Origin of the sequence: Acidicapsa acidisoli, from assembly GCF_025685625.1 — a bacterium.
GTDB classification, from domain to species: domain Bacteria; phylum Acidobacteriota; class Terriglobia; order Terriglobales; family Acidobacteriaceae; genus Acidicapsa; species Acidicapsa acidisoli.
Genome location: NZ_JAGSYI010000002.1, coordinates 17,894 through 41,478 on the forward strand (window position 1 = coordinate 17,894; position 23,585 = coordinate 41,478).

Annotated in this window: 11 protein-coding genes; 6 read left to right on the top strand and 5 right to left on the bottom strand. The window is 54.8% G+C overall.

Going from position 1 to position 23,585, the window contains the following annotated elements:
• Positions 1-121: 121 nt before the first annotated feature.
• Entirely contained in the window at positions 122-1,225 is a 1,104-nt protein-coding gene (locus OHL23_RS10265; protein WP_263351795.1) for a YihY/virulence factor BrkB family protein, read from the top strand.
• A gap of 95 nt (positions 1,226-1,320) precedes the next feature.
• Here OHL23_RS10265 and OHL23_RS10270 read toward each other — a convergent pair whose 3' ends face one another.
• The 3 genes from OHL23_RS10270 to OHL23_RS10280 are packed head-to-tail and all read right to left on the bottom strand — an operon-like array spanning position 1,321 to position 5,967.
• A complete protein-coding gene (locus tag OHL23_RS10270) occupies positions 1,321-1,962 on the bottom strand; it encodes a response regulator transcription factor (RefSeq protein WP_263351796.1) in 642 nt (213 codons plus the stop codon).
• Complete coding sequence (locus OHL23_RS10275; RefSeq protein WP_263351797.1) at positions 1,959-5,069, bottom strand: sensor histidine kinase; 3,111 nt, start codon at positions 5,067-5,069, stop codon at positions 1,959-1,961. Before OHL23_RS10275 ends, OHL23_RS10270 begins: the two co-directional genes overlap by 4 nt.
• A complete protein-coding gene (locus OHL23_RS10280) occupies positions 5,044-5,967 on the bottom strand; it encodes a LamG domain-containing protein (RefSeq protein WP_263351798.1) in 924 nt (307 codons plus the stop codon). Before OHL23_RS10280 ends, OHL23_RS10275 begins: the two co-directional genes overlap by 26 nt.
• A gap of 596 nt (positions 5,968-6,563) precedes the next feature.
• Here OHL23_RS10280 and bcsA point away from each other — a divergent pair.
• The 5 genes from bcsA to OHL23_RS10305 all read left to right on the top strand — a co-directional run bounded on the left by bcsA (position 6,564) and on the right by OHL23_RS10305 (position 17,612).
• On the top strand, positions 6,564-11,045 hold the full coding sequence (gene bcsA / locus OHL23_RS10285) for a UDP-forming cellulose synthase catalytic subunit (RefSeq protein WP_263351799.1): 4,482 nt from the start codon (positions 6,564-6,566) through the stop codon (positions 11,043-11,045).
• 81 nt (positions 11,046-11,126) lie between these two features.
• Entirely contained in the window at positions 11,127-14,258 is a 3,132-nt protein-coding gene (locus tag OHL23_RS10290) for an MHYT domain-containing protein (protein WP_263351800.1), read from the top strand.
• Positions 14,255-15,211: a GGDEF domain-containing protein gene (locus OHL23_RS10295; protein ID WP_263351801.1), complete on the top strand. Its 957-nt coding sequence runs from the start codon at positions 14,255-14,257 to the stop codon at positions 15,209-15,211. The genes OHL23_RS10290 and OHL23_RS10295 overlap by 4 nt, the downstream gene beginning before the upstream one ends.
• A gap of 191 nt (positions 15,212-15,402) precedes the next feature.
• Entirely contained in the window at positions 15,403-17,061 is a 1,659-nt protein-coding gene (locus OHL23_RS10300) for a tetratricopeptide repeat protein (protein WP_263351802.1), read from the top strand.
• Positions 17,062-17,147: 86 nt separating this feature from the next.
• The gene (locus tag OHL23_RS10305) at positions 17,148-17,612 is read left to right on the top strand and encodes a GlcG/HbpS family heme-binding protein (RefSeq protein WP_263351803.1); all 465 of its coding nucleotides are present in this window, start codon (positions 17,148-17,150) and stop codon (positions 17,610-17,612) included.
• Positions 17,613-17,658: 46 nt separating this feature from the next.
• On the opposite strand, the gene OHL23_RS10310 is transcribed toward OHL23_RS10305, so the two are convergent.
• Positions 17,659-19,452 (bottom strand): CRTAC1 family protein, encoded by a 1,794-nt coding sequence (locus tag OHL23_RS10310; RefSeq protein ID WP_263351804.1) that lies wholly within the window; start codon positions 19,450-19,452, stop codon positions 17,659-17,661.
• A 58-nt stretch (positions 19,453-19,510) separates the two neighbouring features.
• Positions 19,511-23,362, bottom strand: coding sequence for a tetratricopeptide repeat protein (locus tag OHL23_RS10315; protein WP_263351805.1), 3,852 nt, complete (start codon positions 23,360-23,362; stop codon positions 19,511-19,513).
• Positions 23,363-23,585 lie beyond the last annotated feature (223 nt).

The window sequence follows — 23,585 nt, forward strand, 5'->3', positions numbered from 1 at the left end:
CTTGGTCGAGCAGGAACAGGGATTAGGCCCCTGACTGTTGAAGTTAGGCAACTCTGAACCATGTGCTCTTAGATGCAAAAATGCGACAACGGTTTGTTTCCGCCATGCAGCTTGTTAGCTTATGGCTCGTGCTTCATCGCAGCAGCAAGATTTCACACTCAATTATGCATTTCTTTACGCCGGGTTATGCTGCCTGGGATTCGTAATTCCGCATCCATCTAGTCAGCAATATGAATGGAGGAGCAACCTGGGAAGACTCGCCATCGACGTCACCCAATCCAAGGACAGGATTTTCATGCGCCAGCAGCAGATTTGGGATTTCGTCTCCCGTACGCCGCTTCGCTCCCTCTGGAGTCTGGATGGAGTGCCTGCCGGTACGGTTGCGAAGCGTACCTGGGAGTCTATATTGGCAGATCGCCTTTTCGGTCGAGCCGCAGAACTTGGCTTCTATTTTTTATTTGCTCTGTTTCCGACTCTTTTCAGTGCCAGTTCGATCCTTGGACTGGTCGCCCGGTCTGCGAGCCAGTTCTACGATAGAATCCTCGTCTATCTTGCGCTGGTCATTCCCACACAAGCGCTGGGCACCGTATTGGAGACGTTCAATGAGACGACGGCCAACGCGACGCGCGGCAAACTGACATTTGGACTGATTGCCGCTATCTGGTCCGCTTCCGCCGGTGTCTCGGCGATTCAGGACTCGCTGAACACTGTGTATAAGGTGAAAGAGAATCGATCGTATCTTGCTGCTCGCCTTTATGCCATCGCGCTCACGATCATTCTGACCATAATCATGACGCTTGTCTTATGCGCAATGCTCGGCGGGGACTTCGTTGCGGCATTTATCTCGCATCAAATCACCAATCGCGCGTTGACGGCGGCGACAGCGATTATGGCGAGACTCATCGCCTGGGCGATTGCAACCGCTTTGCTGGTGCTTTCCTTTGCGGTCATCTACTATTGGGCTCCTGACATCAAGACTCGCCGCTGGCGTTGGCTCACTCCAGGAGGAGCCTTCGGGATTCTCGGTTGGTTGATCGCGTCGCTGGCTCTACGAATCTACCTCAGCTTTTTCAATAGTTACTCGGTGACATATGGTTCCCTCGGCGCCGTCATTATTTTGTTGACGTGGTTCTATATCACAGGGCTGATGATCCTGGTCGGAGCGGAAATCAATAGCGAAATTGAATCGGCAACTTCCGCGAGGATAAGGAAGGAAGGGGACTGAACGGCTGGCCTGCGGATGGGAAGGACGCGGGTGGGCCGGGGTGGCAGGGAGTTTGTCTTGGTACGAGACTCTTACGCATGATCGCGCAGGGCCCGCTATAGGTGCATGATTCCGCGGCGGAGTGCGATGGTGACGGCCTGGGTGCGATCATCGGCGTCGAGTTTCTCCAGGATGTGCTTGAGGTGAGCTTTGACGGTCTCTTCGGAGATGAAGAGTATCTCTCCGATTTCGCGGTTTCCTTTTCCGTTCGCAACTTGCCGCAGGACCTGGATCTCGCGGTCACTGAGCGATTCGTCGCTGACGTGTTCTGCCAGAGCGTTGGCTAATTCGGAGGGAATCCGTCTTCTACCGGCGTGCACCATGCGAATCGCCTCCACAAGCTCTTTTGGAGGCGCGGTCTTGAGCATGTATCCGCGGGCTCCGGATTCCAGCGAGCGCCTGATTTCCACGTCGCCTTCGAAGGTGGTCAGAATGATGATCTTTGCATCGGGGAAATCGGCTCGGATCGCGATCATGGCATCGATTCCGCTGATGTCGGGAAGCCGCAGGTCCATGAGGACGACGTCCGGCTTCTGTTCCCGATAAAGCTGGATGGCGGTATGGCCATTCGGCGCTACTGCTACGAGGTCCAAGTCGGGTTGGCTCCGGATGACTGTGGCGATTCCCTCCCGAACGAGAGGGTGGTCATCCACGCACATCACCTTGATCGAAAGTTTTTCCGCTATCGTCTCTGTCATATTCGTCGATCGCCTCCAGAGTTCTTTCTCCAGGTATTTTTAAGAAAAAGCCGGTACATTCGTTTGAGGATTCCGCCTTGATTATCGAGTTGATACGCGATGTGGCGCGGGACGGTCAACTCCACCTCGGTTCCGGCCGCGGAACGGCTCAATACTTTTAGTTTGGCCCCAATCCTGCCGGCGCGCTCGCGCATCCCGGGAAGGCCCCAATGCCCGTCGCGTCCAGATTCCACGACTTTCGGGTCGATGCCGCATCCGTCATCACGGACAGTCATCTGCAAATGTCCAATGGAATAGTCCATTTGTACCTCAATATTGGATGCCCGTGCGTGGCGGAAAGCGTTCAGCAACGCCTCGCGGCCGATCAGATAGATTTCGTTGCGGACAGACGGATGCAGTGGACGGACAGGACCATCGACGATAATGCGGAAGGCAGCTTTCTGCTCAAGAGCGAGTTCTTCAGGAACGGAGGACAAGGATCGCTCCAGATCGCGACTGTCGCGGGAGGATGAGCGAAGACCTTGAAGGGCTGTTCTACCCTCTTCGGTGACCTGTCTCATGAGTTGTAGAACCCGGCCGAGAAGCGGCTTCGCAGGGGAAGTATCAGGCACTTGCTCATCCGCAACATGCAGTTGCATCGAGGCGCTGAGAAAACCCTGAAGCAGAGTATCGTGCAACTCTTGTGCGATCCGCATTCGTTCCGAAAGCCGCTCTTCGAAGCGTACATTCAGTTGGCGTGTGATTTGCCGCATTCGGAAGAGATAGAAAAGCCACACCAGGAAGATCGCAGCCACTGCGCAGGCCAATCGAAACCACAGCGTCTGCCAAAGCGCCGGTTCAATGCGGAACGAGAGCGTGGCATCTGCGCCGTTCCATGGGCCGTCACTGCCGGAGGCCGACAGGCGGAAGCGGTAGGGGCCCGGACCTAGGTTGGTGTACACAACCTGTCGCGTACTGACAGGCTCGCTCCAACCTCGATCAAATCCTTCAAGCTTGTAGCGGTAGCGAACCCGGTCGGGAGTCGCGAGACTCAGGCCGACATAGCTTATCGTAATGCGCTGCGGTCTGGCGGGAATGCTGATTGAGTCTTGCAGCGCGACCGGATTGCCGTCGACGGAGACTGCTTCAATGTGGGCAATTGCAGGAGCCGGCTTGTTGATTCCGCGACCAGGATCGACGACAGATATGCCACGGTTCATGGAAAACCAAATCCGTCCGCGTTGGTCCTCAACAACGGAGCGGTCGCGCCTTACTCCTTCGGTGCTTTGCAGACCGTCCGAGATACCGAATTCGCGGATATCGCTCTCGTGGACCTGTCCGCTTAAAGCCGCGGCTCGACTTAGTCTGAGTATATGGCTGGAGGTTGTAAGCCATAGAGAACCCAACCGGTCGATGGCGATGCCTAGAATCGGTTCGCGCAGAGGGCCTTGCTCGTCGAAGACCTGGTGAATGTGGTTCGAGGACAGGAATGCGAGGCCATTTGCTGTGCCGATCCACAACGCGCCGCTGGAGTCATCGAGAAGAGAAGTCACTTCCTCGGAAGGCAGACCATCCCGCGCCGTATAGTTTCTCCAACGGCCATTGGAGAGCGTGCTCAGCCCTCCGGAGGTAGCGAACCACATCGCTCCATCCGGACTCTCGGCGATCGATGAGACTGTATTGGAACCCAGACCGTTCGCATCGGTATAGGTGGTGAAATTGCCGTCCCTGAGGCGACTGACGCCGCCACTGAAGGTTCCTGCCCAAACATCTCCATCCCGGCTTTTGTAAACAGAGGAAACGCTGTTCTGGGCGAGTCCAGTGGCGTGGGTGTAGGTTTGAGTTGCGCAAGCGCCGTTGCGCATGGAAAGGCGTGTCAAACCGCCCAGACGGCGTCCGATCCATACCTCGTCTTTGTCCCCGGCGATGGAATAGACGATGTCGTTACCGAGGCCTGGACACTTGATCCGCTCGATCTTTCCGGATGCGATTTGATAGAGGCCGCCATCGGATGGAGCTACCCAGACTGGAGCTACCTGGGCATGGGAAGATGCATCGACATAGATAGGACCGCCGCTCTGGGATGGGAGTCCCTGGCTGAGGGAATAGGTCGAAAAGACGCTGTCCCGAATGCGTTCCAGGCCTTGCGAATCTCCAACCCAGAGGTCGCCCTCGCGGTCTTCAAAGAGCGCTGTGATGGCGGTGTTCTGACGATTTCCGGTCGTTTGCTGCGAGGAGACACCATCTACGTTCAAGCGAAATAGCCCTTCACTGGAGCCGATCCACAGATTCGAATCGCGATCCCTGGCTAACGCCAGAATGGGCAGGTGGCTCAACTGCGGCGGAATCGGTTTGGAGGAAATCTTTGCTCCATCCCACAACGCCAGTCCATTGTCGGTTCCAATCCACAAGGCTCCTGCGTTCCCGGGCAGGAGGCAATTGATCTTCCTGTCGGGCAGACTTTCGGTGAAGGGAACCACACGTTCCTTGTCCACGTAGAACAATCCCTCGTCGCGCGTGCCGAGCCAGACTTTGCCGTCAGAGGTCCGGGCCATCGAAAGTGTGGGCCCGGAGGATTGCATGGATGGTGAAGCGATCGATTGGAGACCGCGGTCAGTGTAGTGGAAGACGGTGTTACCCAGCGTGGTGAACAGGATCTCCCGAGAGTAGCCCGGCGACATTGCAGTGATTTGAAGTCCAGCGACGCCGGGGCTCGCCAGCACGTCCTCAAAACTGCCTCCCTGATAGCGCAGCGCGGTCAGGCTTTGATCGCGAAGCCATAAGGCGCCTGCGCTATCCGTTGCTAGTTCGAGTGCGCGAGTGACCGGTTGCGCGGCTGAGTTCAAGAGTTGCATGGGCAGGAAGGATATGCCGTCGTATCGGACCAATCCCTTGTCGGTGGCGACCCAGAGATATCCATCGGAGGTTTGCGCGATGGAGTTAACGGGGCCTCCGGGGAATCCGTTGGCAGAGTTCCAGTAATCCCGCACGTACTGAGCTATCTCTTTGCCGGGATCGAGTGCACGTGCCGGGCTAAGGATGCAGGCGGCCACGAGCAACGCTGCTAGCCCATCTCGCAGAATGCGACGTCGGTGCGCGACTTCACGGAAGGTATTGGAACTTCTCAATAACTACCTCCGCCTCTTTTTGGAGGGGAACCTTGGAGTAGCCGAAATCGCAAAAATTCATTTGAACGGACTCTGTGCCGGGCGAAGGAACACCGGCTGTGAATACCTGGCTCGCAATGGGCTTGGCTTGCGAGTTCGCGGCTCCTTCGCGAACGGCCTGAAAGGATGCCTGTCCCGGTTTCCATTGCAGTGAATAAGTTATCGGCCCTGGTGGAGCGATGAATCTCGACACATTTTCCGGAACAAAGTAAGGCTGGATGACGAAGCCTGCGTTTTTGTTTTTCGGGTCGCCCCATTGGCTGATTTCGATATCCATCTCGCGATGGTTTTGTTCGGCTCCCTGTTCATCCCACGTCAGCAGGCTGAGAGCTGCGGCAGGTTCAAGGTGAGAGTTGTCTCGTACGGTGAAGCTATAGGTGCCGTATCCAAAGCTTCGCGTGAGCGCGACCTCTGAACATAGCCAGTGATCCGATTTCTTTGAAATCCGAAGATGCAGAAGGCCCTTTGAGTCGGTCCACGCGTTAGCGGGGTCGTATTCGCTTGCGGCCCCGTTGCGATCGCTTGAAACGGAGCGTGTTTTCCACTCGTATCCGCTGAACTGGAGTGACTTTTGAACTGGCACCGCGGCCGGTAGACCTTTCACGGTTGCCACGGCGACAATCTGGCCGCCGATAACTGGCAGGGCACTGACCGTTGCGCTGGGATGATATCCCCCGTCAACCAAAAGAGCGCCGTATTCGGTTCCGAGATGCGTGGAGGACTTCCATGTGGAGTCTGTTCCAATCTTCGTGAGCGCCTGGTAGGAAAACGGTTGCACCCACCAGGTGCCAGCCTTGGCATACAGCACGATCTGCTGTCCGGGACGCTGACCGGTCACGCGGCCCTCGATATCTTCCATTTTGATCGGCCCTCCCTCGTCGGCATGCGGAATCCGGGTGAACTCGATGGTGGGCCTACTCCTGGATTGCAACCAATTGCACCCTGGGAGAAATAGACACAACGCCAAGAGAGCCATATTCAAGGCGCGGAATCGCGCAGGGATGGATGGGCCTTGATTGCCGTACTCGATGGGCGATTTCGGCATAAGACCTTTGTCCGATGATCGAATGATTCTCGCTGACAGAAGAAACATCACTCGTTCGAGATTATCGTGCGAGACTATTCCAATTTCATGATAACCACATGTGCGATCCTTTTACTTCTATCTGGCGGTACGTAAGGCGAGCGAACTGTGTCACGGTTGGCTTCGCCTGGAGACTTCAGCGCATTGACTGTTTACTCTTCGATTATCCAGTTGGAACAAAGATAGTTTTTAAGACTTCGGCGTCTGCGGAAGGGGTGGCGGCATCATTTTCAGGATCGCGGAGGTGCTGGATTTAGCCGCCTTTATATCGGGAGTAGTGCTTCTGTCAATAAACTAAAGTAACCAAGCGGCACAAAAACAATGCGATTTGCAAACTTTAGGCACGTTAACATAGCCGAAGAATACCAAATATGGGTGTGTCTCAAAACAGCTTCGGCACGCGTCTGTTTCGAATACTGGTGCTGCTCCTCACCGCGTTTCTTGTATTTCAACTGATCAGCCTTGATCTAAGTTGGCCGAAGCAAGCCGTCCTCGGGGTTGTTTGTCTATTCCTGGCGCTTGGAGTAAATCGATATTCCAGTTCGCAGATCACCACATTCGCACTTATGTCGATATCGATGACGGCGACGTTTCGATACGGCTGGTGGCGTTTTCGCGTATTGATCGAGTATTTCTCCGACGAATCGAACCATAGACTGAGCATCGATTCCGTTTTAATGCTCATTCTTATGTCGGCTGAGGTATACACCATGCTGATTATGGTGTTGGGCTACATGCAGACAGCGTGGCCTTTGAAACGAGTCCCCGTTCCGATGCCGAACGACGAGAGTCTATGGCCCCATGTCGATGTATTGATCCCAACTTACAATGAGCCTTTGTCCCTGGTCAGATATACAAGCCTGGCAGCTCATAACATCGACTATCCTCCTGAAAAGTTGCACGTGTACATCCTTGATGACGGCACGCGCGAGGATTTCCGCGAATTTGCCAGGGAAGCGGGTATTGGCTATGTCACGCGCGTTGAACACAAACATGCGAAGGCCGGCAATATCAATCACGCGTTGACGACAATGAGTTCGGAGTATGTCAGCATTTTTGACTGCGATCACGTTCCGACGCGCAGCTTTCTGCAGATGACGCTGGGATGGATGCTGGTGGATCGGAATCTGGGCATGCTGCAGACTCCGCATCACTTCTATTCTCCCGACCCGTTCGAGCGCAATCTACTGCAATACAAGACGATCCCGAATGAAGCGGCGTTGTTCTACGGCATCATCCAGGACGGCAATGACTTCTGGAATGCCACTTTCTTCTGCGGTTCCTGCGCGCTGATTCGTCGTTCCGCACTCGAGGCAGTGGGAGGAATTGCGACCGAGACTGTGACCGAAGACGCGCACACTTCGCTGCGGATGCAGAAACTTGGCTATAACACCGCTTATATCAACATTCCGCAAGCGGCGGGTCTTGCCACTGAGACTCTGGCGGCACATATCGGGCAGCGTATTCGCTGGGCGCGCGGCATGATCCAGATCTTCCGGACGGACAATCCGCTGCTGGCGCGCGGTATGAAGTTTACGCAGCGTCTTTGTTACCTGAACGCGATGATTCACTTTCTGTACGCGGTGCCGCGGCTGGTGTTTCTGGGCGCGCCGCTGGTTTACATGCTGATAGGCCGGACGATTATTCCTGGATATTGGCTGGCGATTCTGGCATACGCTATTCCGCATCTCATCTTGTCGAGTCTTACGAACTCGCGTATCCAGGGCCGCCATCGACATTCGTTCTGGAATGAGATTTATGAGTCCGTACTGGCTCCGTACATCCTTGCGCCCACTCTGCTTGCCCTGGTCAACCCTAAGTTGGGTAAGTTCAATGTTACGGATAAAGGAAGCACTCTAAGTCAGACACATTTCGATAGTAAGATCGCGACACCGACTCGATGGATGCTTTTCATTAATGTCGTCGGCCTTCTGGTTGCTCCCTATCGATTGCTGGTTACGGATGCGCAACACCCTGGCACTGTGATCATGAACCTTGTCTGGATAGTGTTCAATATTGTGATCCTTGGCGTTGCGGCGGCGGTTGCCCACGAACAGAAGCAAAGAAGAACATCCGTTCGAATCGAGGCGCGGATTCCCATGAGGATCTCGATGCTCGATGGAAGCCGGATAGACTGTATTTCGAGTGATATGTCGGTTGGGGGAGCTTCGGTCCAATTACAGGGGAGTTCAAGGTTCGTCGTTGGCGAGTCTCTTCGAGTCGCGTTCCCGGAACATGCAGGAGATGCTGAGATAGGCGCGAGAGTCGTCGCGTTAGATCCCGGAGAGGTTCGCCTGGCGTTTCTTGTGCCGACGATTGCGGAGCAGGAGACACTTACAAGGGCTCTCTACTCGCGCGCGGATGCCTGGATATCTTCCCTCGAATCGAAAGAAGTCGATCGCCCGCTTCGGAGTCTGGCGCGAGTTATCAGCCTCTCCCGGTACGGGATATACCAGATATGCAGAGACTTTTTCCCTGAAAAGCGAAGGGCCGCAAAATCGCACGCTGCACAGACTGCCGCGATGTTGCTGCTGATGGTATTCCTCGGTTCTTCCTGCCACCTTTTCGGAGCTACTCCAGCCGGGAAGCCATCGGTCGATGCGTATGGAGGTGCAGAAGCTCAGAAAGTGATTCCATCCGCTGTTGCAGTGTCCGGGAGTGATGAGTCTTCAGCTTCAGAGCCGAGCACGACGGCGAATGTTCAAGTGTTGAGCCTTCAGGATATGGGCTTAACTCAACCCGTAGAAATGCGGGGCCCTCACTCGTACTCTTCGGTGGGTTTCACGCTGCCCTATACGCTGGTTCCCAGGCAGGCCACGCTCAAGTTGATTTACAGCTTCGATCCGGCACTGGATACGCATTCCGGTTCACTGGCAATCAACCTGAATGGCACAAGGATCGGGGTGCTTCAGCCCACGCATTCAACCGATCCTGGGGCAGGTTTTGCCGAGGCCAGGATTGCTGTTCCTTCGGACCTTCTGCTGCGTACCAACAGCCTTGTGTTCGAGTTTGCGGGAAGTGGAATCATGCAACGCGAAGAAGAGGCTCGAGCGCACATTCTCTGCCGTATCAGCCCCGGATCCGCCTTGGAGGTCGACAGTGACCGGCTGCAATGGCAAAATGATCTCAGTCAATTGCCGTTGCCGATCTTCGATAGTGATCTTCAGAGTTCGACGACAGTTCCCATTGTTTTCCTTTCTCAGCCGAGTCTGAAGACGCTACAGGCATCTGGCGCCATCGCGTCCTGGCTCGGTTTGCTGGCAGGCTCGAAGCCCGTACGTTTTGGCGTTTCAATTGGGACGATTCCTCCAGGGAACGCGATCCTTTTCTCTGCCAATCGATCGACACTGCCCAGCTCGCTTCGTATTCCGGTTGGTTCTGGTCCGATACTTGCGCTCAGGAGTAATCCAACAGATTCTCTTGGAAGCATTCTCGTGATCGCAGGCGATGACGATCAGCAACTGCTGAGCGCTGCCCGTACACTCTCGCTTACCAAGCGCGCTACTCCGGCAAATCCGGCGCAGGGCTTGCCATTGGTAGGCGATACAATGCATATTCCAGATCTGACAATGCCGTTGGGCCGCAGCAAAGGGGACGCGCCGCGATGGATGCCCACCAACAGAGCAGCTCCGTTGGCGAGTTGCCAGTTACAGCAATCTCTGCGGACCGATGGTTCGACTCCAGTTCCTGTTTATTTCCATCTTCCGCCGGACCTGTTTTACGGCGAACGGGAGAATCTCAAGCTTCATCTTGACTACCGATATAACGCTCTACAGGCAGCACCAGGGTCAGCATTGCGGGTAGTTGTAAACGGTACGCTGATCAATGAAATAGAACTGCTTCCTGGTACGGACTTTGTCGATCGGCAACGCACGATCCTGCTTCCAGTGGCAAATCTAAGGCCGTTCGGTAATACGATTCTTTTCAATTTCGATTTTATTCCGGCGAATCACGCACCTACTCAGAACCCTGCATCGGCTAATCCGCAGGGTGAGATTCTTTGCAAATCGTCGTTGGATACGCACGGGCTCGCGTCGTGGACAAGCATGCCAAATCTTGAGCTGTTTGCGGACGCCGGATTTCCATTTACGCAAATGGCTGACCTGTCTGAGACAACCGTGGTACTTCCAGAGACCCCAAGCACAGACGAGGTATCCCTGTATTTGCATCTCATGAGCCATTTTGGAGCGCAGACGGGCTACCCAGCACTTGGAGTTACAGTCGATGGTCCGAATGCGGTCGTCCGCTCCGATCGCGACTATCTTGTTCTCGGTACGATTGCCAGCCAACCAGCATTCCGGTCGCTAAATGCGATTCTTCCCGTTGCCTTCGAATCGGATGGAATTCATCTCGAAAAAAAGCAGGATGTGATCACGGTTCTATCTTCCCTGGAGGCGATGCCTGCGCGGTGGTGGTCCAAACTCAACAAAGATCCTGTAAAGCCGGAACTGCCGTCTAACGCGAGCGGAATGCCGGACGCACTGATCGAGGAAATCAAGTCGCCGTCATCGCTGGATCGATCCATCGTTGTGATTGCTCTCAAAGACAATACTTCCGCGGACGCATTTGCGACCGTTCTGCTCGACAGGTCTCATTCGGGCGACATTGCCTATTCTGTCAGTCTCCTGCGCAATTCGGCCTTCGAGTCCTATCCCGTGGATGTTGCGACCTATCACGTCGGGAACATCTCCTCCTATGCCATTATGCGCATCTGGCTGACACAACATTTCATGCTGCTTCTGATATCTGTTACGCTGCTTAGCTTTCTTGTGGCTATTTGGACTCGCGAATGGCTAAGTCAGCGTGCGCGCGAACGATTGAAGCTTGCAGAAGGTGTGATCTCGGTGAGCTGAACTCCGTACATGCTGACGAATCTTGGCGTTATCAATCAATATTTGATTTTCATCCGGCACTTTCAATGAGGGAGCACGACAATGTCCACTTTGGCACTCGGCGGTACCTATGACTATCGACTCGTTGCATTATCCGTATTGATCGCAATGCTGGCAGCGTACGCGGCACTCGATCTTGGAGGCCGCGTGACGAGCGCTCGCGGCGGGGCGCGTCTGGCATGGTTGAGCGGCGGCGCATTCGCCATGGGGATTGGGATCTGGTCGATGCATTACATTGGAATGCTGGCATTTCGCATGACGGTTCCGGTTGAGTATGATTGGCCGACTGTGTTGCTCTCGCTCCTTGCGGCCGTGTTCGCCTCTGGAATCGCGCTCTTCGTGGTCAGCCGGGAAAAGATGGGACTTCTTCAGGCGGCCGGCGGAAGTATCTTCATGGGCGCAGGCATCGCTTCGATGCACTACATCGGCATGGAAGCTATGCGTCTACAAGCGATGTGCAGTTATTCCTGGGGGCTGGTTTGGCTTTCGGTCGCTCTGGCGATTGTGATCTCGTTTGTGGCCCTGTGGTTGACTTATCTTTTGCGCGATCAACTCAGCACCTGGGGTTGGCGCAAACTCGCCTGTGCTGTCGTGATGGGGGCTGCAATCCCTGTGATGCATTATGTAGGGATGGCGGCTGTCAGTTTCATGCCCGAAGTTCAGCAAGCTGCCAGCTATTCTCACGCCATCAAGATTTCCGATCTCGGGCTGGCGTGCATTCTCATTGCGACGCTTGTGATTCTGGGGCTTGTCTTCATTACGTCGATTGTCGATCGGAGATTCTCCCTTCAGACCCTCGCGCTTGAGTCGAGTGAGGAGCGCTATAGGCTGATTGTCGAGACAGCGTTTGATGCCTTCATCGGCATCGATTCTGACGGTGCGATTACCGAATGGAACGCTCAGGCTGAGGCTACGTTTGGACGGTCTCGTGCGGAAGCGATAGGGAAACTGGCATCGAGGTTCATTTTGCAAGACCGGAACTCTGAGGGGAATCAGTCATTGGATGAACTCTTGTCGTCCGGAAGCGCTGATTCGATACACAAGCGGCTTGAAGCGATTGGGGTCCGGCGCGATGGGACGGAGTTTCCCGTTGAGATGACCCTATCGGCGGTTCATCATGGTCAGAAACGTCTGTTCGCCGCCTTTGTGCACGACGTGACTGAGCGCAAGCAGATGGAGCGGGAACGGGAGAAGGCAAAGCAAGATGCAGAGGCCGCCAGCCGCGCGAAGAGCGAGTTCCTTGCGAATATGAGTCATGAGATTCGGACTCCATTGAACGGCGTGATCGGCATGACAGACCTGGTGCTCGAAAGCCAGTTGACGCTGGAACAGCGCGAGTGTCTGGAAACGGTAAAACTCTCGGCTGATTCGCTGCTGCATGTGATCAATGAGATTCTGGATTTTTCGAAGATAGAAGCTGGCCGGCTCGAATTGGAAGATGAGGATTACGATCTTCACGATTGCATGGAGTCGACACTCAAGACTTTGGCTCTGAAAGCAGACGAAAAATCCCTTGAACTTCTATGCGAAGTTGCTCCGGATGTTCCCGATACTGTGCGCGGTGACTCGGCTCGTTTGCGGCAGGTTCTGGTCAATCTCATTGGAAATGCCATCAAGTTTACCCGGCACGGCGAAGTAAGTTTGAAGGCCACACTTGTCAAGAAGAATGAAGAGGAAACGATTCTGCACTTTGTCGTATCCGACACTGGAATCGGCATCGCTCCCGAAAAGATCAAGCTCATCTTCGAGTCCTTTGCGCAGGCTGATACGTCGACTACCCGTGAATTTGGAGGATCTGGTCTTGGCTTGACCATCTCACGCCGGCTGGTTGAAATGATGGGCGGGCAGATCTGGGTCGAGAGTCAGGTTGGCCAAGGTTCTCAATTTCATTTCACGATTCATGTCAATGAAGCACTCCAAAGAGTGTCGAACCCAACGATTCTTGGTCAACCGGAACTGTTGCATGGCGTGAAGGTGTTGATTGTCGACGATAACCGGACGAACCGCAGAATCCTCGACGGGCTGTTGCGTCACTGGAAGATGAGGCCGACCACCGTTGAAGACGGAGAGCAGGCGCTCTATAAAGTTATGGCAGCTTATGAAGACGGTGAGCCATTTGAATTGATTCTCACGGACATGCATATGCCAAAGATGGACGGGTTCGATCTCGTGCAGCGTATCCGGTCCAAGCCTGCGCTGGTTGCTTCGACTATCATGATGTTGAGCTCAGGTGCTCAAAGAGGAGACTCGCAGCGCTGTGAAGAGTTGGGTGTTGCCGCGAACCTGTTGAAGCCGGTCCGACAGCTTGAACTGCGAAACGCTCTGATCCGCGTGATTGGCGCCAAAGAGCATCCTGAACAAGTTCCGATGATTAGCAATGTTGCCATCGCCAATCGGTTGGAACCATTCAGGAAGCTACGAGTGTTGCTTGCGGAAGACAACTCTGTCAATCAATTGCTGGCGACGCGGCTGCTCGAGAAACGAGGCCACTTTGTCAAAGTGACAGGCAATGGCAGGGAAGCACTAGATGCCTTGGCGAAGGACTCATACGACTTGATTTTGATGGATGTGCAGATGCCCGAGATGGATGGCATTGCAGCGACGATAGCGCTGCGCGAGATGGAGAAGGTGACCGGGAACCATCAGCCTGTGGTTGCGCTGACAGCCATGGTGATCAAGGGCGATCGAGAGAAATGCATGGCGGCCGGGATGGATGGTTATATTTCCAAGCCGATTCGTCAGCATGAGTTGGATGAGATACTGGACAGTGTCGCTGCCAACCTGCCTGCATCGCAAATTGGCGAAACTCCGAAGGTCGCTCCGACCGGCGAATGGGTAGATGAGACCGACCTCATGGAACGGATCGGCGGCGATGTCGAATTTCTTTCAGAGTTAACGGAAGTATTTCGGAAGGAATATCCGATACAGCTTTCGGCGGCACGAACGGCGTTTGCCAAAGGCGATGCGGAAGGATTGATGAGAGCTGGCCATACGTTACGAGGGGCACTTGCGAATCTAGGTGCGACGACTCCGTGTCAGACAGCGTCCTCCATCGAAAAGTTCGCAGATCAACGCGAGTTCTCGAAGGCGGGAAAGGCTCTAGATCAGCTGGAGCAGGAAATGGGGAATGTGCTTACTTTCCTGCAGTCGCTGTGTCAGGGGGCCGCAAGATGAAGATCCTGATAGCTGATGACGATTTAGTTTCGAGGCGATTGATGGAGAGGGTGCTGGAGCGCAGCGGATATGAGGTTGTGACCGCCGCAAACGGACGCGAGGCTGCTGAAATACTGACCGAGGCTGATTGCCCGAGACTTGCGCTTATTGACTGGATGATGCCGGAACTGGATGGGCCAGGTGTCTGCCGAAACGTACGCAGCAGGCATGACAGCCGTTACGTCTATATCACACTGCTGACCTCAAAGCAGAGTAGCGAGGATGTAGTTCTTGGATTGGAAGCCGGCGCCGATGACTATCTCATCAAACCTTGCAATACAGAAGAGTTGAAGGCTCGCTTGCGAACGGGTGTGCGCATTCTGGACCTGGAAGACAAGCTCGTTGAGGCGCGAGAGGAGATGCGATACAAGGCGACGCACGATTTTCTGACCGGGCTCTGGAATCGAGGCTCGATTGTCTCTGATTTCGACCGGGAACTGGCGCGTGCCCGCAGGGAGAACGGAGCTGTAACGATCCTTATCTGCGATCTGGATCATTTCAAACGAGTCAACGATGTTTATGGTCATCTTGTGGGCGACGAAGTCCTTCAAAGCGTTGCTACGCGTCTTGCGAAGTCGGTTCGATCCTACGATATGGTCGGCCGATACGGTGGGGAAGAGTTTCTACTTTTGCTGACGGGACGCGATGCAAATCTCGCTGAAAAGCGAGCGGAAGAGATACGTTCGGTCGTGGCTGGGCGCACTATCGAAACTTCTAGTGGCCCCCTATCTGTAACTCTGAGCATCGGCGTGCTCACGAGTAGTCATTGGGGAAATGAATTGACTGCAAATCAGCTTTTGAAAGAGGCCGATAAGGCGCTTTATTTTGCCAAGGCGAATGGCCGCAATTGCGCGAGAATCGCACTGCCGTTTCCGCTAGAGTCTCTGGGAGAGGTCAGAAGAAGTCTCACGTGAAGCGGCGAGCCGTCGACAGTCCGCAACCGCAATCGTCGCCGCTTCACACAATTGCGGACATAGGATGAGATTGTTATCTTGGATCAACCGGCCTTTTCGTTATGGAAGGCGCGGTTGCGGGTAACAACGTGACCATACGCTGTGGTTCAAATCCTGGGGCAGGGAACTCGGATTTCGACGTTAGGGGGTTGATGCGGCTCCGTTCGTTGCGTGGCCCCTGGGTAGCGATCTGTCTTCGAATCGCCCTGGGGCTTGTCGCAGCGCTAATGGGTTGGCCTGCTGCAATGGGGCAGAGCGCGTCTCCTCTACCATCTGACGGAGTCTCGATCTCCGGCGCAGTGGTTGACTCGGCGGGCAGGCATATCCCCGATGTATTCGTGCGGCTCGAGCGATCCAGTGTTCCGGGCGCGGTTGAGACTACGACGGATGCCAGCGGCTCCTTTGAGTTTCATTCGCTGAAAGTTGGCGACTACACTCTCATTGCGCAAAAATCACGGCTTCGCAGTCATTCTACTTCTGTCTCTGCCACATCGGCGGACGAGGTGAAGCAGGTCAAACTTGTTCTTGAAGATTTGTCCGCTCCCGTCAACGCAATGGAATTCGCCGACGCGCCGAATTTCACAGTTGCAGGTGTCACCGATTGGACTGCTGTGGGAGGTCACGGATCGGATTCAAGTCTGCGTACGAGCGAAGCGCTCACCCGGGAAGCGCTCACTCTCAAACCCGAAGCAGAACATCATAGCGTCACGCCGGCTACACCGAATTCGATCGAATCGGATCAGGCTGAGGGCAGGCTGCGCGCAGAGCTTGCCAACGATCCCCGAAGCTTTGCGGCGAATCATCAGTTAGGCGAATTCTATTTTCGCGCCGCACGCTACCACGAGTCGATTCCCCTTTTTGGTGCGGCATATGAGATCAATCCATCCGATCATGGGAACGAGTATGACCTGGCGCGGGCTCTGAAGGAAGTCGGAGATTTTCAGCGTGCCAGAGAGCATATTCAAAAACTGCTCGCGGCCGAGGAGGTCGCTGACTATCATCGCCTTGCAGGGGAGCTAGACGAGAAGCTGGCTGATCCGCTGGCAGCCGTGCATGAACTGGAGCAGGCAGTTCGCCTAGATCCGAGCGAGGATAACTACTTTGCATGGGGCTCCGAGTTATTGCTTCATCGCGCCGTCTGGCAAGCCGAGCAGGTCTTCCGGAAGGGAGCCGGTGCTTATCCAAAGTCCGCTCGTCTGCTTACCGCATTGGGCACAGCTCTCTTCGCCAGCGCACGATACGACGAGGCCGCCGCGCGTCTTTGCGAGGCTTCGGACCTGAATCCTTCGGATTCGGAACCATATATCTTCATGGGCAAGATCGAGATGGCGGCGCCTGACTCGCTGGCGTGCGTCGAGCAGAAGCTGGCGCGGTTCGCGCAGGATCAGCCGGGCAATTCTCTCGCGAACTACTTCTACGCCATGGCGGTTTGGAAGCGGCAACAACAGTCAGCAGACCCTCTGGCATTGCAACAGGTTGAGACGCTGCTTACGAAAGCTGTGACCATCGATAACAAGTGTGCTGATGGTTATCTGCAGCTTGGGATTCTTCGTTCTTCCCAGCGAAAATATGAAGATGCGATTGGGCTGTACGAAAAGGCGATTGAGGCCAATCCGCAATTGGCTGAGGCGCATTATCGACTGGGGGTGGCTTACGATCGCACTGGCGAGAAGACAAAGGCTAAAGAGGAATTTGTCTTGCATGACGAGATCGAAAAGCGGCAAGCTGCTGCAATCGAAGAACAGCGGCGGGAGGTCAAGCAGTTCCAGGTGCTACCGCAGGGACCGTCTGTTCCGCCCGCGGCGCGATGAGAATGACGGAGGCTTGATCGGCGATGCTGGCCGACGTGATATTTTGAATTGGCCACGCTAATTTACATCTCAACGGAGCTCTATCCATGTTCAAGCTACTCTCCGCGTTGCTTCTTCCTCTGATGGCAATGCAGGCAACCGAACTTCCAAGCAAGCAGTACCTGAGTCTCGCAGCGATCAAGACGATGGTCGCCGCATCGGAAGCAAAGGCCAAGGAACTCAACGTGGAGGTGACCATCTGTGTTGTCGACGAGAGCGGCAATTTGCTGTTTCTAGAAAAGGGCGATGGCGCTGCGCTTAACACTCTCGACTTTGCTCAGAAGAAGGCTCGCCACGCGGCCTTTTATGGAAGTCCGTCCAAGGATGGTGCCGATGCGGTCAAGAAGGGCAATGTCGAGGTACTGGCGTTTCCGCAATTCTTTCCCAATCAGGGTGGGTTGCCGATCAAAGTCAGTGGCCATGTCCTTGGCGGTATTGCGGCTAGCGGCGCCAAGTCAGAGATAGACGAACAAATCGCGCAGGCTGGCATAGACGCGCTGCTGAAGAAGTAGTCCGCAGAGATTCGAAAAATAAGATCGTGTGCTTCGCGGAAGGGTGCTACGCGGTTCTCGGCTTAAAGGTCGAAACGACGCCTTCACCCTCGCGGATGGTGAGTATCTGATTCGCCTTGACCTGCGTAAATCGCTCGATCTTTTGAGTGGTCGGCCACTTTACTTCGATCAGATCGACGGTTTCTGCTTTACCCAGGCCGAAGTGAAGGCGAAGGTCGCTTTGCGACATGACGCTTGTTCCGCTATGCACTTCGTCCATCTGAGTATGCTTGCCCGTCGTGACCCGAACACGCGCGCCGATTGCAGTTCGATTGCATTTTGTACCCACAAGTTTGATCTTGATCCAGTTCTGTTTGTTGCCTCCGTCGTTGCGAAGCAGAGACGGGGGATCGTTCATATTCAGGATGAGGATATCCATATCGCCGTCGTTGTCGTAGTCTCCAAACGCCGCGCCGCGACTGGAAAAATGTTCGCTGATGCCGGGTCCCATCTCTGTTGAAACATCCTTGAAGTGGCCATTGCACAGATTGCGATATACCAAGCGGGGATTCTTGAATTTCTGGCCGAAGTTATACTTATCGATCTCCGGATACACATGTCCATTGATCTGAACGATATCCTGCCAGCCATCATTGTCGTAGTCAATGAAGCCGCATCCCCAGGCAACATAGCTATTGTTGATTCCAACGCCTGAAGCGAATGTGAGATCGTTGAAGGTTCCGTCGCCGTTGTTGTGGTATAGATTGCAGGTATCATCCGCGAAGTTAGTCTTGAAGATGTCGAACCATCCGTCGCAGTCATAATCGGCCACGGCCAGGCCCATGCCGGCCTGCTCGTGACCGTTATCGTTGTAGGCGCAACCAGCCATTACAGCCACATCGGTAAAGGTCCCGTCGTGGTTGTTCTGAAATAGAATGCTTGGTTCCGAATCAACTGCAACATAGATGTCCGGCCAACCATCGTTGTCGAAATCGTATGAGACCGCCGAGATGGAGTAGCGCGGTCCTGGCTTCAAAATTCCTGCCTTCGCCGATACATCCGTGAATGTGCCATCCCCATTGTTGCGATAGAGAATATTCGTATCGCCGGGAAGGCCGCGCGGGCCGCACATCGTTGGAACGCCCTTCCACTGGCAGAACTTTGTGTCGTTGGGTGAGGGAATCTGGTCAGGTTCCAGTTTGATGTAATTGCAAACGAAGAGATCAAGATGACCGTCCCGGTCATAGTCGAGAAACGTACAGCCTGCGCCCCAGCGGTGCTGATCCTGATACAGGCCGGCCTTATGCGTCACGTCCGTGAATGTACCGTCTCCGTTGTTATGGAAAAGGATGTTATGCCCCCAGAAGCAGCAGAAAAGGTCGTCCCATCCGTCATTGTTGTAGTCGCCTACGCAGACGCCAGTCTGCCAACCGGTGCGTGCCAAACCTGATTTCTCGGTGACATCGGTAAACGTGCCATCGCGATTGTTCTTGTAGAGGTGAGAGGTTGGAGCCTGCCCTGCCGGCCACTTCGCATCGAGCCTATCTCCATTAGTGAGATAGATATCCAGCCATCCGTCGTTGTCGTAGTCGAAGAATGCAAGTCCGCTGCCCTTGGCTTCGAGGATGGATCTCTTATGGTCTACGCCGCCCCAGACATTCGGGATGGTCAAGCCTGCTTGCAGAGCAACATCGACGAACTGCACTCCAGGCTGTGCGGGAGAGGATGTGGGGCTCGACATTGCGGCTTTAACGAGCGCTGAATCTCGCCATTTCCACAGCGGAGTCGCGAGACCCTCCGTCAGCGTGCTGCCGAGAATAAAGAGAGATGAGCCTAGAAAGCGGCGTCGCGGAAGATTCATACTTGGACTCGATTATAGAGACTGATCGTTGTTCCAGCGCAACGGGGCATGATGCCGATCATTGAAGCATTTCCATGGCTTGCTTTGCTCCGGGATTCTGCGGTTGGAGGCGCAGCAGTTCCTGTAATACTTCTCTGGCCTTGTTGCTGTCCTTCTGCATGGCGTAGAGGCGCGCTAGGTTGATATAAGACTGATCAAAGGTTGGCGCAACCTGGATGCATCTCTTGAATTGTTCTTCGGCCTCTGCGTAGTCTTCGCCGCGCACGAATAGAACACCGAGATTATTCAATGCCTCTGCATAATCCGGCCGCAGATCGATGGCCTTCTGCAGATACTCGGATGCTTGTTTTATCTGGTTCTGCTGAGCGTAGAGCATACCGAGGTTGTAGTAAATCTCGGGATCGTCAGGTTGAAGTTCGAGCGCATGGTTGAGGGACTCCTGGGCTTTATCAAAGTTCCCCTGACGCCGGTATACATTGCCGAGGTTCAATAGGGCAATCGCGTAGCCAGGCCGGAGTTGCAATGACCGTTCAAAGTTCTGAATTGCTTCCTCCGGATGGCCTTGCTGCGCTGCCATCATTCCGAGATTGTTCCACGCTTCGGGGTAATTGGGGCGCAGCTTGAGCGTTTGTTCAAGATAGTGGCGCGCTTCCGTGAAGTTATTTCTTCGCAGATTCAATGTGCCGAGGTTGTAATAAGCTTCCGGATTGTCGGGCTTTGAGGCGACCACCTGTTGAAACGACTGTGCAGCCTGATCCAGGTATCCGTGTTGGAACATAGCCACGCCATAGGTAAAATCATTTCGCTGAAACGTGCTTTGATACAGTGTTCCGCCAAGAGGCAACGCCTTTTGCATGCGATCTGTTGCTGTCGTCGGGACCGATCGAAGATCCTCCAACAGATGTTGAGAATCCACGGAGCCTTGATAGACCTTTACGATCATGCCGTCTTTGTCGAGCAGGAAAGAGGCAGGAATCGGGAGATCCCTGCGGCGGTCGAAGAGATATCGATAAATGATGTTGTAAATGCCCGCGACTTCTTCCGTCGCCAAGAGCACTGGAAAAGTCAGCGACTCCTGCGCAGCAAACGAACGCGCTTTGGGAATATCCTCAGCGTTGTCGGTGTTCAGGGCTACGACTCTGAGCCCGCCTGAAGCCAGCGCTGCTCGATTCTGATGCAGCGCTTTGAGTTGTTCCTGGCTCTCCTCTGCGGTCGTCGCCCAGAAATTCAATAACGTAAATCCGTCAACAAGGCTCTGGATACTTCGCATCGCGCCGGTAAGATCCGGGAGAGAAAATTGTGGCGCCTTCAAAGGCTCGATGAGCCAGGTGCCAATTTGCGCAGGCAGCGGTTCGAGCGGCGATGGCGGTGCGGCCTGAGCGTACGACTTCACGGTCGTCGCGAATGGTTTGGCCGTAAACGATGCCGAGCCCTCTTCAATCTCAATCCGGTGATTCACAGGCAGGCCGTCAAACTCCTGCGTGAGCCCGCTGGGCCAGCGAATCGAAGCGCGCACGGTTCCCTGAGTGTCGCCGACTCCGAAGAAGAGTTCTTTCGAGTGCTGGGCCAGAAATCCGGAACCTGCCTGCAGATATCTGGTCTGGCGCAGAGTTCCGGCTTCGACGGTAACCGCTGCTCCAATGGCGTCGCGATTACTTCTGTGGCCTCGCAGCCGGAAAGCGATCGAGCGGCCCAGTTCCTTCATGCCGTTGTGCAAAACGCGAAGCTGAGGGCCGTTCCGGTTCTTGAGAATGACTTCCAGTCGTCCGTCGTGGTCGAGATCGGCGAGCGCAAAGGAGCGGCTATCCTCGGAAAAATCCAGCCCGAGTGGCCCGGAAACCTCGGAGAATGTCCCGTCGCGGTTATTTGCGAAGAGGACGTTGCGTTCAACCCCGCTCCATGAGGTATCTGACCGGATCAATTCGTTAAGCGCGTTCCAGCCGCGCTCGTATGCCAGGGAGGGCGTCGCATCCTCAGGAGACTTGGCAACGACTTGGCGCCAGAAGAAGCTTCCGAGGTCGTAGTGATCCGAAACATTCTTATCCTGGTTGCCAGATTTCGAATCCGGAGCAGGTGGAGCTGAGATGTAGCCGTTGGCGACGTAAAGGTCAGGGTAGCCGTCGTGATCCAAGTCCAAGAAGTCCGAACACCAGGACCAACGTCCCATCTCCACTCCCGACTGCCGGCAGATATTTTCAAACGTCCCATCCCCTTTATTCCTATATAGGGAGTTGCCTCGTGCGTGGCGTTGATACAGTGTGCGAATGTCTTCAGGTGTTGCGATTTGAAATTGTTTCTGTGAAGAAATTCTTTGGCCGGCGGACGACCACATGTTGGCGACGTAGATGTCCTGCTTCCCATCGTTATCGAAATCGCTCCAACTGGCGCTCATTCCCGCTCCGGGGTCTTCGACGTGGGCTGCTGTCGCCGCAGAAGTAAACCTGCCGTGACCGTCGTTTCGGTAGAAGTTTCCGCGGCCGAAATCGTTTGAGACATAGAGATCGGGGCCGCCATTTGCCCCGGAGTCGCCCCATGCACAGGCAAAACTGTAGCGGTCGTTGTCGACGTTGAGTCCTGCTGCTTCGGTCCGGTCGGTAAAGGCACCGTTTCCTTCGTTGTGCATTAGGTAATTCAGCGGACCGTTGCGGGCGTCGAAGTAGGGCACCGGATAGTGATACTGATCGAGGCCCAGATAGTAGGAATAAGTACAGAAATAAATGTCGAGCCGCCCGTCGCGGTCATAATCGGCCAGCGCGGCATGGGTGAATGTCCCCTGCGGCGGGTTGGCGAACTGGAATGCGTCACGTTTGATTGCAAATGAGCCGTTGCCCTGATTGATAAAGAGCAGGGGACCGCTGCCGCACACGACCAGAAGGTCCTGACGCCCCTGATTGTCAAAGTCGGCAAAGAGTGCGCAGGCAGTGCTGTCGAGGACTCCGACGCCGGATTTTTCCGTCACATCTTCAAAGGTGCCATCGCCGCGGTTTCGATATAGCCGATTCGGAATTCCTGCCGGCTGGCAGACATAGAGATCGTCGAAGCCGTCATTGTCGAAGTCGCCCGCCGCCACGCCATTGTTGCCGTACACGTCGATGCCGCAAGCGCCATCGAGCACCGTGCGCCAGTAGTCTGCGCCGCGAAGCATCTGCTTCGTATACGACTCGACTCCGGCAAAAGCCTGGGGAGTAACATCCAGAAAGCCTGGTCCGCGCAATACGGTGAGCGTTTCTTCGCTCGCCTTCCACCTTTGCGCCTTCCACGCCTCGGAATCGTCTCGTAACCATTCGGTGCGCCAGGTGCCTACGCGTTCCGCGCGCTCCAACTCTGGCCCACTGCCGCGGCGCGCGACAATGTCATAGCGGATTTCCAGCCGGAGCGCGTGCGGTGCGCTGCCAATCTCCTCGATCTCGACGATTTCGAAGTCGGCGGTTTCGATACTGGTTTCCGGTCCAAGCCAGCCTTGAATTTCGTGGCAAAATTGTTTCGTATTCGAAATTAGATCTTTAGGAAAACGTCTTCTGAAAACGCTGATTCCATGATCTGAGCGTAACGTGGTTTGGGCCGCAGACCCCATCCGGGAGCCTTGAAACTCGGTGTTTAGGAGCTTCGTTAAGACCTCCAAGGCGCTGAAACGTCCGTTGTCCGGGGTAGTTGCCTTGAGGGCGTGGCTCCATTGCTTCAGGAGTGCCGCGATCTCAAAAGCATATTTTTCAGTAACATAGCTGTCCGCTCCGGGAGGCACAAGACGCAGGACATCTGCGAGCGGCGATTTGGCTGGGTAATGGGGAGTGAGACGAGCGTCGGAATAGCGGAATTCGGGATTCTGACCGGCAGCCGTTCGGCTGGAATCGAACAGCCACGAGGCTCCGAAGAAGGGCGCCGGACGGAGAATTACGGGAGCTAACCCCATTGTTTTGAGGAGAGTCCGTCGAGAAATGCTTCGAATTGTCTGGCGCGGCATCCTCAACAGTTCCGTGTATTCAAGAAGGTGACCGAAGAATAGCATCTTGGCGAGATGTCTCCCAAGCCCCGCCGTGGCGAAATCTTCCTCGGTCACCGTGCGCTAATGTCGTGAAATCGTTGCCTCCAACTTTCGGTTGACAAAGGTTATTTGGTTGTATTAGTTTCGCTCG